Source organism: Nocardia rhizosphaerihabitans (genome assembly GCF_014646295.1).
Lineage (GTDB): Bacteria > Actinomycetota > Actinomycetes > Mycobacteriales > Mycobacteriaceae > Nocardia > Nocardia rhizosphaerihabitans.
In genome coordinates this window covers 1-11,536 of sequence record NZ_BMNE01000021.1, presented here as the reverse complement: position 1 = coordinate 11,536, position 11,536 = coordinate 1, and the positions used below count along the sequence as shown (strand labels likewise).

Below are 11,536 nucleotides of genomic sequence, written 5' to 3'. Positions count from 1 at the left end.
GAGATCACCACCGCAGACACGATACCCACTGCTACTCAACAACTTACGGGACAGCCCTTAGTCGGCTGTTAGGGCCAGCTGAGTCGGTGACGCAACCAGTGCGTGGTTACTAATTCGGCGCGGGCGCGGTGTTCCCGTAGCTGAGGTGCGCGTGGTGGCGGCGGTTGACGGCATGCGTTCGCCCAGTAGCCAGTGAGGCCGCAGAGTAGGGCGTTGATGGAAGTCGGGTCGGTGTCGCGGGTGACGGTGTGGGTCGCCAGGATCGGGTCCGGATCGATTCCCTTGGCGACGATAGCTGGGGCGAACATGACCAGATCAACCCATGCCGCCCCCGTGCACGGCCACGCCCAATCGACGATAGCCACAGCTCCTTCTGGCCGCAGCCGCATGTTGTCGGGGCGAAGGTCGGTGTGAAGCAACGTATCTCCTGCGGCTGCGGCCGCCCAGGTGATTTCCAGGTCGGCGAGCCGGTCCAGGTTGTGTCGTGACCACTCGTTGAGGTCGGCGGGTGGGCCGTGTTCGGCGAAATGACGCCACCCTGTCAGTTTCGCTCCGTAGAGGTCGTCGATACTCGGCACGTCCAGCAGCGGGGTCGGCGACAGCGCTTGCGACATTTGCTCGACAGCGTCCAGCATCGCTGCCAGTTCGACCGGATCCTCGATCCGTGGGTGCGAGCCGCTGATGTTCTCGAAGATTGTGATCAGCCAGCCGTCGGTCTCGATCGTGGCCAGCAGCTTCGGTGCCGGTACCTGCGGGGGCAGTCGCGCGGCGGTGGTCGCTTCGGTGCGGTACATCGTGATGAGCGGGTCGTCGATGTTGAGAGCTTTCGCGAACATCACCTGGTCATTGTCGAGGAACAGCCTGGCCGCCAGGCCATGGCTGAACCCGCCGGGTTGAGTCAATGCTGAGCGCACCCGCGCACCAAGGCGAGCCTCGACCGCGCGGCGTGCCGGTTCGGGAAGATCGCGCCAGATGATCCGCTGGGCGGTGCGCGCATCGTTGGCCATGCCAGCATCCTGGTGTCGAACACCTGGTGGTGGCCAGCGATTTTCGAGTCGGTGTGTCTGCACGGCCGCCGAGTGAGACGGTGGCTAGCCGGCTCGCAGCGCGGCGGTCGCCGCTTCGACGACCGCGCTGCGGTAGCGGGCGCCGAACAGTACGAGGTGTACGAGCAGTGGATGCAGCTGATGCAAGGGGATCCGGTCGGGCCAGCCGTCGGCCAGGGGTGTCGCCTCGGTGTAGTTGTCGAGGATGTGGTCGAGGTGGTCGATGCCGAACAGTGCGAGCATCGCCAGATCGGTTTCGCGGTGACCGGCGTGTGCTGCCGGGTCGATCAAGACGCCGCGCCCACCACTCCACACCACATTGCCCGACCACAAATCGCCGTGGATGCGGGTCGGTGGCTCCGTGGGACCGGCCAGGGAATCGATCCTGGCGGTAACCTCCTCGATCAGCCGGATCTCGGCGGGTTGCAGGTGCTGGTGGCCAGCACGCAGGTAGGGCAGCAGTCGAGCTTCGGCGTACCAGGTACTCCACGGCTGAGACGAGGGTGTGTTGTCCAGCGCAAGGTCGGCGATGTAGCCGTCCCAGTCGGCGCCGAAGGCCTCGGCCGGGAGGGAGTGCACAGTCGCCAGGTCCTGGCCGAATCGTCGCGCTGCCTCGACCGTGGAGGCCTGCGGCGCCAGCCAGGGCAGCACGAGCATCTTCTCGTCGACGGCGAGAACTTCAGCTACGGGGCTCGACTCGGTGCCGGTGGCGAGCCAGCGCAGGCCGGCGGCCTCCGCGGCGAGAACAGGCCCGCAGTCGGCGGCGGCTTTGACGAAGACCTGCTGACCGTTGCCGGTGGTCGCACGGTGCAGAGTCCAGGAGTGCCTTGCACCGAGGTCGACGACGGTGTCGATCGAGGTCTCCAGCAGCCTCGACAGGTGGGCGTGGTCGAGCACAGATCGGTGTCCTGGGGCTGGTGGGGGTGGTGGCGGTCTCAGTTGGCGATGACGTGGTCGGTGACGGCCGGGCCGGCGTCAGCGAGGTCGGAGTGCAGGACCGAGTCGCGGTAGCTGTTCCAGTCCGAGAGTTTCGGCTCGTCGCGTTCGGCGCCGCGACGCTGCATTCGGCCACGGATCCGGTCGGTGTCTGTGTTTACCCACACGGTGCGGATCGTGATGTCGGATGTATCGGCGACTGACCGGATGTAGTCAGCCAGCCGGATGCCTCGTTGCGCGGCGGTTCGGATGTATCCCAGGAATGGTGCGTCGATTATCACTGGGCACCGCTCGGCGATGGTGAATGCCTGCTGGATGAGGGCGAGGTAGAGGTGGGGTGAGACGACGCGCCGGTAGAGGTCGCTGTCACGGTCGTAGGGGTTGCCGGTCAACTCGGCCATCACCGATTCCTCGAGCCGGGGCGCGAATTGGTCCTTGTCGAGCACGACAGCATTGAGCAACCTCGACAACAGGCTGGTGGCGGTGGTCTTGCCCGAGGCAGGGAACCCGCACACAATTGTCACACCACCAGCGACCGTGGCAGCCAACTGCTCCAGCCCGTGCATCCCGATGGAGGAGAAGACAACAGACTGTGCAGGATTCACCGGATTCGTCACCCAACAATCGTCGCAGAGTCAGCCCTCCGCGAGAGCGAACCGACGGATCAGGTCCCCGCCTCGACGCCTTTTCCCGTGCCGGATGCGCGCATGGTGTCGGAATCACCGGACAAGGTTCGATGTTGGGCGGATGCTGCGACCTGCGACTGTGTTGGACTCAGCACTGATGTGCCGGCGAGTAGTGCGGCGGCGGTGAGCATTCCGACTGCAGTTCCGGCGCCCAGGAGCTCCCCGCGGGCAAGCAAGTCTGCAGTGTGAGTGAGGGGAATCCACATCAGCTGGCTGGCCTCCTCGCCGTCTGTCGGTTCCGCGACCTGACATGGATCGCGTCCGAGGAAGACCAGATGGCGGGTTTGAACCAGCCCGGGCATCGGTTCGAGGTCGGCGAGTAGATCCAACGTTCGGACCTCGAATCCTGTTTCCTCCAACAGCTCCCGGCGCGCGCATGCGGCAGGGTCTTCACCTGTTTCGACGATTCCACCGGGCGACTCAAGCCCGATGGCGTCGACGATCCAGCGATGACGGCGCATCAGCAGGACCCGTGCGTGCTGGTCGACAGCGATCACCGTTGCGACGGTGTTCAATCGGATCGCGTGATGGGACCGGTTGATGCCGTCGGGGGTGGTGATCTCGTTGTAGGTGACCTGTAGCCACGGCGCTCCGTCGTAGACAGTCCATTTGCGGTGAACGACAGTGCGTGGCGGATCGACCATGCGTCCCACGCTACCGATGGCCGAGCGACCGGATCCTCGAACTGCGGTCGCCGGCCAGTGGCCCGTCGGTTCAGCGAGCGCTGTGCTGGAGACGTTGCAGGCCCGCGAGCTTGGTCATGATGACTTGGTTCGCCTCCCACCCATCGGGGAACTTTGCTTCCACTGACAGGTGGACAGGGTCGGTCGAGGGGTGGCTGTCGAGTAGGTCTGTGATCCCTTTGCGGGCGACGAAGATACAGGCCTGGCGGTGGCGAGAGGCGAGCACGCACAGTCGCCCGGCTTCGAGGTGGAACGCGGTGGCGTCCCGCCGTCCGGACAGGGGGTGGATCACGATCACAATCTCGAATTCGCGCCCCTGCAACCGATTTGCGGTATCGACGGCCACTCGCGCGGCGTTGGTGTTGCTCGTGCGGGTGAGCGCCGTCTCCGCACCAGGTCGGCTTGGTCTCGATGGGCGACTTCAATTGCGATGTCGGTGGCATCCAGTGCACGGCCGCTGGGGTAATGCTCGCAGGTGGCCCTGGCTCCGCGGTCCAGGAGTCGGCTGGCTATCGTCAGTCCTACGATGCCCAAAGGCCCTGCTCGACGAACTCGCCGAACACCGTCTCATTGACCTTCCCCGCAGCAGCGACGGATGGGACCGAGCACAACCACGGCTACCGCATTGGCTGCGCCTGCCCGCACCGACAAGGCCCGACACCAAGTCCACAGCAGCGACAACATCGATCGTGTGGCGACATGAACTCGCATGGGCCGCGACGGTCAAACTGACCACAGCGCAAGTAGAAATCCTCAAAACCATCAATCGGTGGTTGCGCGACACCGACGGCGACGACAACCGGCGAGCCGTCATCCCCATGCGAGAGCGCTCACTGGAGATTTTCCGTGACGAGAAGCGCCTCGACACCCTCACCGCCACAACCCTGTTCGCCCCCGGGCGGCTCACTCTGGCCACACTGTTCGCCAAACGAATCCCACCACCGCTAGCCTGCGAGCGCATCGGCGACGGCGGCACGATCCTGGTCATCGAAAACAGCGACACCTTCGAAACCATCACCACACTGCTGGCTCGACACCGCCGAAACGTCGGCTATACCGCGTTCGGCGGCGGTCACGCGTTCGAAGCATCCGTCGCGCGAATCGCGAAGCTGGACGGCGTGAACGACATCGCCTACTACGGCGACCTCGACAACGACGGACTGATAATCCCGCAGCGCGCGAACGTGGCAGCCGCCGCCACAGGCCTCCCACCGATCAGGCCAGCACATGGCCTCTACCAGCTGTTGCTGCAACAGGACCTCCGAACCGCGGCCCTGGCAGCAGTTGAACCGCTCGACGCTGAACGCCGCGTCTCGTGGCTGGCCGCCACAATCCGCCGCCCAGCAGCTGATCTCCTCGTCACTGGGAGTCGGCTTGCTCAGGAAGCCACCGGAAACCAATTGCTACGACAGGACAGTTCCTGGAGCGTTGATTTGTGATCAACGCTCTGTGTCGGTTTCGGCTCCTGCCAGTGCGCCTTCGGAAGTCCTTGAAGACGCGAGGCGGACGACGGACCGCTACGGCAGCGCTGATTCGAGCCAGACGGCGACCGCACCTACCCGGTGCATCGTGTCGAGATATGTCTCGAGGTCGAAGGAGGTATGTGGGCGATTGCCCGGCGATGCCCAATACGAGCCGGTGAGGGCGTGTGCGTAGTCATTACGCCGCTGCCGGACCACATCGATGCATTTCACGACATCGGCGCGCGTTGCAGGATCTATCCCAATCCAGTCGAGGAGCCGCACGAACGTACGGTGGAGGCCTCCTCCGGGTGCCGCCAGGTGGTCGGGCAGCAGATCTGCGGTGAGACTCTCGAGCGCTGCGGCGGCAGTCAGGCATGCCGCACCCCGGGCCATCGCCTGGGCATCCTCGATGGCCGCACGACCGTCGCTGCGGACCAAGTCCAGTTCTGCACTGCCACGCCACTCTGGCCACGACTGCTCGGTGTCGAAGGCCTTCGCATCGACCTGGTCCAGTGCTGGCAGCGCGGCGGACTCGACGGCTCGTGCGAGGAAGACTGCCGAGCACATGTGTCCCCGGAAGACGATGAACTCAATTCGATCGAATGGACAACCAGTACCGGGGTCCGGGCCAAAGAAGATATCGGCCAGGTCATCGGGCGCCGGGTCCGCCGACCAGAAATGATCGACGTCGGCGCGGCTCGGGCGCGGTCGTAATGCGAACGTGCTATCAAAGCCATCATTCCCTCCCATAGTGGCAGTGTATGGACGGTGACATCAGGATGCCAGCGGATTTGTCGGCTGCGCCGACTGTCCGCGGCTAGCCTCGACCACGTGGGTTCATCCGTGCTGCCTGCACCCTTTGCATGTGCACCCTCGCAACCTTTACTGTGGTCGCCGTGTTGCAGAATTGCTGTGTGACTACGATCTCCGGCAGTTCGCCGGACCAAAACTGGCGTGACTGGTTTCAAGCTGCAGATAGGCTTCCCGAGGATGCTACGAACAGGCAGCGTCAGCAGCGTGGGCGGCAATTTGAAAAGTTTCTTGTAGGGATGTTTGCAGCGGAGGGGCTGGATCCTAGGCGGACAAGTTTCCGGCCCGCTGGCGAGGAGATCGACGGATCGATCTGGTTTGAAGGCAGAACTATACTCTTCGAGGCGAAATGGACTGCCGATCCTCATCCTGCCTCGAGTATTTATCAGTTCAAGGGCAAGGTCGATGGCAAACTGGTCGGAACCGTCGGCCTGTTCATCAGCATGGCGGGATTCAGTACAGACGCTGTTGATGCGCTTGTGGCAGGTAAGGATGTGAATGTCATTCTGGCAGACGGTGATGATCTGCGATCGATCGTTTCCGGTGAGGACACTGCCAAAGCGATGCTGCGGCACAAGCTTCGAGCGGCAGGCGAGACCGGCGCGGTATTCTCGCCGGCAAACGTACGTCTGCGCGGGCGCCGGATGGTCTTTGTCGAAGGTAGATTTGATGAACGGATTCTCGGGCTACTGCGCGAGGCATGTGGCGCGGCAGATGATGTCACCGTAATTCCAACGGGTGGGCCCATGAATATGATCCCACTCATTGAGTCGATACTGTTGATTGCCGATGGTCCGATTGAATTGACCGCGATCATCGACGGGAATAATCCCGGATTCAAACGCTACTCGACCGACCTGCGCGACTTCTTTGACTCATTGAACAGCGGGCTCAGGGCGGATACAGTGGCCAAACTAGTTGTCCTCACACCGGATCTGGACTCCGCCTTCGGGCTTGTCGCCGAAGGCTCCAGCTGGAGCGATCGGAAACGTCTGCGGCGGTACCGCGACGACGAACTGAAAAGACTGCTGGCACAGCAGCCGTTCACGCCAGAGGTCACCGACCTACTGCGTGCCATTGGCATAATGTGACGATCGCGATCAGCTGCCGACGGTGTGTGCCGCATTCGGGTGCAAGGTCGGCGGGATCCGATGTTCAGGTGCGTTCGTCCTTATTCTCTCTCCTTTGGCTCGCACCCGGCACGCGTGGAAAACGTGGCCCGCCAGCCTCTGACCGACTGTGGGCCTGACCGCTTTGAGGCGCCTCAGCCGCGCGCTGCCGCTGGTGCTCCTCGGCGATGTACGCGGTCGGCGGGATTGTAGTGGGCGCGCTTTCCAGCTGGGTTCTTTGAGAGCGCTCAACTCAGCGCAGGGGATCAGAGGAAGACCCGTAGCAGCAAAGCCAGCGCGCCCGGGTCACCGCTGATCGTAACAACGGCGTGTGCTCCCGATATTCAGTCGAGTACTTTCCTGGCCGTTGAAGGACGGAACAGAGCTGCTGATTTGCACTTGATCCGTCGGAGGGTGACTACTGGGCAGGTTCAGGCGCTGCATCGAGTAGATCTCGATCGACCAACGTCGCCCAGGTCGCAATCGCGCTGACCTCGGATTCCGGATACCAAGACCATGCCTTCCGGAGCTTCGGAAGGGTGAGGTCTGGCGCCAGGTTGTAGCCGGCGAATCCAATCCCCTGACCATGGTCGGTGGGATGGGAAGCGCCATATCCGCACACCCCAAGGCCGCCCTTCGCTTTCCGTGCGGTCAGCACGAGGCCTGCTGCTAGGCAGTTCCGCACAAAACCAGCTTCATTGTGTGCTTCGATCGCTGCTGCTCGTACGAGACGTTCTACGGTGACCCGCTCGGGCTCATCCCAGCCGTGGCGTCGGGCGATGTCAAGCTCAGCGCGAGTCGGCCATACACGTTTGGGTGTCGAACCGTCGGTCCGGGCCATGACTGGCACCGTGTCGTCGGGCCGGTATTCCCGCACTGTGGCCAGATAGGCATCGAGGAGCGAGTGGGCGACAGTGAGTACGTCGCTGTCGGGCCCGCTGCCTTGTGACATGACGAAAGTCGTCAGCGTCATCATGATCAACTCCCGCACCTCCTGCCAGTGCTTGCCGTCGGCGTCTATGCCGTGCACATCCTCGATAGTTAGCAGCGCTGGCCCCAGGTCGCTGAACAGCTCGGCCGTGACAGGGAAGTCGCGAGACCACAGACGTACGGCGTCGACCCATGTTTCGACCTCCTCCCGCATCGACATAGGCAACAGGCCGGTCATGTCGGCTCGTTCGACACAGCACAACGCCGCCAGTGAACAATCCGCGCACATCAACGGATCGTCGGGTTCGCGATGCCGGCAAAGGGCACCGGTTGCCACGACGAGGAACGTGCCGACGAATTCATCGACGCACTCGACATTCGACGGATAGCACAAGCCGCAGCGGCAACCCCACTGCCAGATATTCCGATTCGGCGAACCTTCCTCGGGCTCGCCGACGGCAACACGCAACTCAGGTGACTGCATGCACGCATACTCACATGGACCACTGACACCAAGGTCTGTACATCAGCGATGTCGGTGCACACGGGAATGATCGACGATATGAGCGAGGATCCGTGGCCGTCGACGTCCTTGGTGTCAATCGATGTGGAACCTGGAGGGCGCACGACCCCGTTCGGGTACATCGGGATAGCCGAGATCATCGGCAACGACGTCGAGACATCCTGGATGGTCAAGTTCAGGTCGCCGCACTATCGCTGGCCCGCCACCAGCATCGACCCCGCACCCCCGTTCGGTCAGATCTGGCCTTACATCGACGCGTTCATCGCAGACCGTCTCGTTGCCTCCTACGGCTCGAGCTACGACATCAAGAGCCTCGCGAGTCTGATCGCCGTCGAAGGCTGCAGTGCACGCCCAATCCCATTCATCGACGGCCTGCAACTCGCAAGATCACTCAGTCCCCGCCGATCCGGATCCTTGCAGGAGCTAGTGCTGGAACTCAACCTACTCACACGAGAAGAACTGGCCGAGTTGCACAGCCAACGATCATCCGCAGGCCCAGTCAACAAATGGCTGCTCCACGATGCCGAAGACGACGCTCTAGCCAACGCACGACTGCTCCTTCAAGCCGCGGACGGTCCATTCAACGTGGACAAAATCATCTCCTTGCACAATCTCACCGTCCGACCGATGGCACCGCCTAGCACCGCGGGATGAGCTAGAGATGATGTGCGGTCGACTGACAGCGACGGCGACCGCCGCGATGTTCATCGTATCGGAGGCCAGATTGACATCGCGTCTCAATCGACGCCTTCGGAGGGGCGGTGCGCGCGGGTGTCAGCCGAGGAGTTTGTACAGGCGGACCAGCTCGGTGGCTGTCGCCTCGGCGTTGTCGCAGCCGCCACCGGTGGTGTTGATCCGGATCAGCTCGATGTCGATGTCGGGGCCGGTGATTTGTTCCCGTTTGGTCCGTCGTTGAGCATCGACACCGACCATCAGTTCGCAGCTCGCCGAGTACCGGCCGGTCCCGGCCAGATACTTGGCCGGGAAGCCTCCGATCTCGGTCAGCTCGTCACCGCTCATTCCCTTCCCGATGTGGGAGTCGGTGGCGCGCAGAAACGCGATCTGCTGCTGGGTGGATTCGTCGAAGCGGTCGAGCCGAAACCAGCATCCCCAGGGATTGAGCCCGCCGGCATCGAGGTCGGGATGGCCTTGGCTAAGTGTTTGCAGCACATCGCACGCGTCGAGCCGCGACAGCTGGGTGTCGATGTGTGCGTGGGTTGATCCGGCGCGCGATGGTCGGGTCCCGAGCAGAGGGATCGATGCTGTGGCGATGTCGACGGCTTCGGGACACAGGTCGGTGCGGGGCGCGAGCGGGGCGGTGAACACCCGGATTGCGACGGCCTGCTGATCATCGAACTGGAGGTGGGCGCTGCAGAATTCGCCGCCGGCATCGGCGACGCGGATGGTGGTTCCGTTGACATCGACCGGTGTACCGAACCCCGGTTGGTTGATCATTCCCATGTCGAATTCGACTTTGGCGATGCGTTTGGGCCCGACTTCGGTGCCGAACGCGGCGGTACAGGAGTTGTACTCGCCGTCGGCGCCGATAGAGGCGGGCCGGGCGATCCGGTCGAGGGCGGCCGGGTCGAGGTAGCCACAGGGGTCGATGGTTCGCAAGCTGTCGAGGTAGGCCAGCTTGGACACGATCTTTGGACCGAGGAAGTCCGGATATTGCGGTGCGGCCGCGGGCTGAGGATCGCCGGGAGCTTGGGTCCCGCAACCGGCGAGGCCGATCACCATCAATATCGCCATGGTGGCCATGCGGACAGGCCTCATCGTTTCCCCTCGAACTGGATAATGTCGCTTCCGTCGTATAGACGGCACCTGATCAGTCTAGGAGCTGATCTTGATTCCGGCCGAAACCGTCAGGGGCGCAATGGCGGAGCTGACCAACGGCTGCCCGAACTGCGTGGTGCTCCTTCTTTGGGCCCGCACGTGCGAGCCTTCGATCATGACCCGGTCGAAATCGACACGGACTGGCAAGGCGCCGGGGTGTTCGAGCAGATGCACCAGGCGATGCTGACCCGCAGCAACGCGGCCGGGCTGAACGAGGAACTGATCCGGCAGGTTCTGGGCGTAGCGTTACGTCCAGCAGCTGCTGCGTACCTGGGAGGGGAAACAATTGGTGGACAAGCAGGTTCGACAGTCCGCGCGTGATCCGCGTTTCGGCGACAGGCGTGCTCGCCGTTACACCGCGGCCTTCGATTGGGTCATGGAGTCGATCGAGACCGGCCACTACCTCGAGGCTGTGGCTGTGCTGGATTCGCTGCTGAGCGACCGCTTGGCCAGCCGGTACTGGCACGTTCGTAAGGAACGACCGACCAGCAAGGACACCGTCGCCGGGCTGTGTGGGAAGCTGCTGAACGGCTTCGATACGAAGACCAACCCTGCGGTCGAAACGGATCTGTCGTTCATCACGGTCATCGGAGCGATCAAGGCGTGGACGGTGGCGCGCAACGACGCGATCCACGCCACCGCAAAGATCTTCAGCATCGATGACCCCGATGCATCGTTCTCCAGTGCATTGGAGTTGCACCGTGCGACCGCCCTCGACGGTGTACGCCTGCTGCAAGAATTCGACGAGTTGGACACTGCGGCGCGGAAACTGGTTGGCGAGATCCCGGGGACATTCCCGAACGCGTTCTTCCCTGGTCGTCGGCGTCGATATCGCACAACCCTCAAGGCCGAGCAACCTGGCTCATGAAATCCGTTCCATCGCAGATGGAACACCGAGGGACTGGATCGCGTGGGGCGGGTTGGTGCGCGGGGTGAACTATCGGATGCCTTGCTGTGGGTAGCGTCCTCGGTCGGATCCGATAGTCATAGTCGAGTGCAGTGAGCGCGGCATGGACCCAGCGGCCGGGTAGTTGTCGCCAGTCTGCTGGAGACGTTGTCGGGGATCAGGCGGTTGCTTGGTGATAGGCGGTGATGATGTCAGCGGCAATGCGCCCGCGTACCGAGACTGTGTGACCGTTCGCGGAGGCCCAAGCACGGATCGCACCTCGTTCGCTGTCGGGGGACTTCGTGACTTTCGTCGGACGAGCACTCGATGTGGTGGAGCTTCCTCCTCTGACCCTGCGTGCGTGCGGGATCCACTCGTCGAGAGTCTTGCGCAGGAGTGCGGCGTTCGGAGCACTCAGATCGATTTGGTAGCGAGCTCCGTCGATCCCGAACGAGATCGATTCATCTGCTGGCGTGGTGCCGTCGAGGTCGTCGACGACGCTGACTGTCACTTTGCGTGCCATTGCTCGGCCCTGTCTCCTCGATGAACGGTTCCGGGAATTCCAACGCTAAGGGTTGTCCCGTAAGTCCGGAATAGCCGCCTCGAACCGGCTCATACACCCCTGTCA

14 protein-coding genes are annotated in these 11,536 nt (G+C 63.0%); 4 read left to right on the top strand and 10 right to left on the bottom strand.

Features of this window, described 5'->3' with window-relative positions; translation table 11 throughout:
• Nucleotides 1-68 precede the first annotated feature (68 nt).
• From IEY60_RS35410 to IEY60_RS35390, 5 genes are all read right to left on the bottom strand, one after another.
• The gene (locus IEY60_RS35410) at nt 69-1,007 is read right to left on the bottom strand and encodes an aminoglycoside phosphotransferase/kinase family protein (protein ID WP_189034931.1); all 939 of its coding nucleotides are present in this window, start codon (nt 1,005-1,007) and stop codon (nt 69-71) included.
• Between the two features lie 84 nt (nt 1,008-1,091).
• On the bottom strand, nt 1,092-1,943 hold the full coding sequence (locus IEY60_RS35405) for a fructosamine kinase family protein (protein ID WP_229740413.1): 852 nt from the start codon (nt 1,941-1,943) through the stop codon (nt 1,092-1,094).
• Between the two features lie 38 nt (nt 1,944-1,981).
• On the bottom strand, nt 1,982-2,599 hold the full coding sequence (locus tag IEY60_RS35400) for a P-loop nucleotide/nucleoside kinase family protein (protein ID WP_189034930.1): 618 nt from the start codon (nt 2,597-2,599) through the stop codon (nt 1,982-1,984).
• A 47-nt stretch (nt 2,600-2,646) separates the two neighbouring features.
• Entirely contained in the window at nt 2,647-3,312 is a 666-nt protein-coding gene (locus tag IEY60_RS35395; RefSeq protein WP_189034929.1) for an NUDIX hydrolase, read from the bottom strand.
• A 70-nt stretch (nt 3,313-3,382) separates the two neighbouring features.
• On the bottom strand, nt 3,383-3,697 hold the full coding sequence (locus IEY60_RS35390) for a hypothetical protein (RefSeq protein WP_229740412.1): 315 nt from the start codon (nt 3,695-3,697) through the stop codon (nt 3,383-3,385).
• Between the two features lie 343 nt (nt 3,698-4,040).
• Here IEY60_RS35390 and IEY60_RS35385 point away from each other — a divergent pair, with 343 nt between their 5' ends.
• Nucleotides 4,041-4,790 carry a Wadjet anti-phage system protein JetD domain-containing protein gene (locus IEY60_RS35385; RefSeq protein WP_189034928.1) on the top strand — a complete coding sequence of 250 codons (750 nt, stop codon included), beginning with the start codon at nt 4,041-4,043 and terminating at the stop codon, nt 4,788-4,790.
• 78 nt (nt 4,791-4,868) lie between these two features.
• On the opposite strand, the gene IEY60_RS35380 is transcribed toward IEY60_RS35385, so the two are convergent.
• A complete protein-coding gene (locus IEY60_RS35380; RefSeq protein ID WP_189034927.1) occupies nt 4,869-5,564 on the bottom strand; it encodes a hypothetical protein in 696 nt (231 codons plus the stop codon).
• A gap of 164 nt (nt 5,565-5,728) precedes the next feature.
• On the opposite strand from IEY60_RS35380, the gene IEY60_RS35375 reads away from it, so the two are divergent.
• On the top strand, nt 5,729-6,715 hold the full coding sequence (locus IEY60_RS35375; protein WP_189034926.1) for a restriction endonuclease: 987 nt from the start codon (nt 5,729-5,731) through the stop codon (nt 6,713-6,715).
• A gap of 436 nt (nt 6,716-7,151) precedes the next feature.
• Here IEY60_RS35375 and IEY60_RS35370 read toward each other — a convergent pair whose 3' ends face one another.
• The gene (locus tag IEY60_RS35370) at nt 7,152-8,147 is read right to left on the bottom strand and encodes a hypothetical protein (RefSeq protein ID WP_189034925.1); all 996 of its coding nucleotides are present in this window, start codon (nt 8,145-8,147) and stop codon (nt 7,152-7,154) included.
• Between the two features lie 78 nt (nt 8,148-8,225).
• Between IEY60_RS35370 and IEY60_RS35365 the strand changes: the two genes are divergently transcribed.
• Nucleotides 8,226-8,840 (top strand): 3'-5' exonuclease, encoded by a 615-nt coding sequence (locus IEY60_RS35365; protein ID WP_189034924.1) that lies wholly within the window; start codon nt 8,226-8,228, stop codon nt 8,838-8,840.
• Nucleotides 8,841-8,960: 120 nt separating this feature from the next.
• Here the strand turns inward: IEY60_RS35365 and IEY60_RS35360 are convergent, their stop codons facing one another.
• On the bottom strand, nt 8,961-9,962 hold the full coding sequence (locus IEY60_RS35360; RefSeq protein WP_189034923.1) for a DUF3558 family protein: 1,002 nt from the start codon (nt 9,960-9,962) through the stop codon (nt 8,961-8,963).
• A 57-nt stretch (nt 9,963-10,019) separates the two neighbouring features.
• Nucleotides 10,020-10,196, bottom strand: coding sequence for a hypothetical protein (locus IEY60_RS35355; protein WP_189034922.1), 177 nt, complete (start codon nt 10,194-10,196; stop codon nt 10,020-10,022).
• Between the two features lie 115 nt (nt 10,197-10,311).
• On the opposite strand from IEY60_RS35355, the gene IEY60_RS35350 reads away from it, so the two are divergent.
• A complete protein-coding gene (locus IEY60_RS35350; RefSeq protein ID WP_189034921.1) occupies nt 10,312-10,890 on the top strand; it encodes a hypothetical protein in 579 nt (192 codons plus the stop codon).
• A gap of 196 nt (nt 10,891-11,086) precedes the next feature.
• Here the strand turns inward: IEY60_RS35350 and IEY60_RS35345 are convergent, their stop codons facing one another.
• On the bottom strand, nt 11,087-11,431 hold the full coding sequence (locus IEY60_RS35345; protein ID WP_189034920.1) for a histone-like nucleoid-structuring protein Lsr2: 345 nt from the start codon (nt 11,429-11,431) through the stop codon (nt 11,087-11,089).
• Between the last annotated feature and the right edge of the window lie 105 nt (nt 11,432-11,536).

Excerpts from the sequence above, each read along its gene's own strand:
- IEY60_RS35410 (WP_189034931.1), bottom strand. The coding sequence starts at position 1,007 with ATGGCCAACGATGCGCGCACCGCCCAGCGGATCATCTGGCGCGATCTT.
- IEY60_RS35395 (WP_189034929.1), bottom strand. The coding sequence starts at position 3,312 with ATGGTCGATCCGCCACGCACTGTCGTTCACCGCAAATGGACTGTCTAC.
- IEY60_RS35380 (WP_189034927.1), bottom strand. The coding sequence starts at position 5,564 with ATGGGAGGGAATGATGGCTTTGATAGCACGTTCGCATTACGACCGCGC.
- IEY60_RS35370 (WP_189034925.1), bottom strand. The coding sequence starts at position 8,147 with ATGCAGTCACCTGAGTTGCGTGTTGCCGTCGGCGAGCCCGAGGAAGGT.
- IEY60_RS35365 (WP_189034924.1), top strand. The coding sequence starts at position 8,226 with ATGAGCGAGGATCCGTGGCCGTCGACGTCCTTGGTGTCAATCGATGTG.
- IEY60_RS35360 (WP_189034923.1), bottom strand. The coding sequence starts at position 9,962 with ATGAGGCCTGTCCGCATGGCCACCATGGCGATATTGATGGTGATCGGC.
- IEY60_RS35345 (WP_189034920.1), bottom strand. The coding sequence starts at position 11,431 with ATGGCACGCAAAGTGACAGTCAGCGTCGTCGACGACCTCGACGGCACC.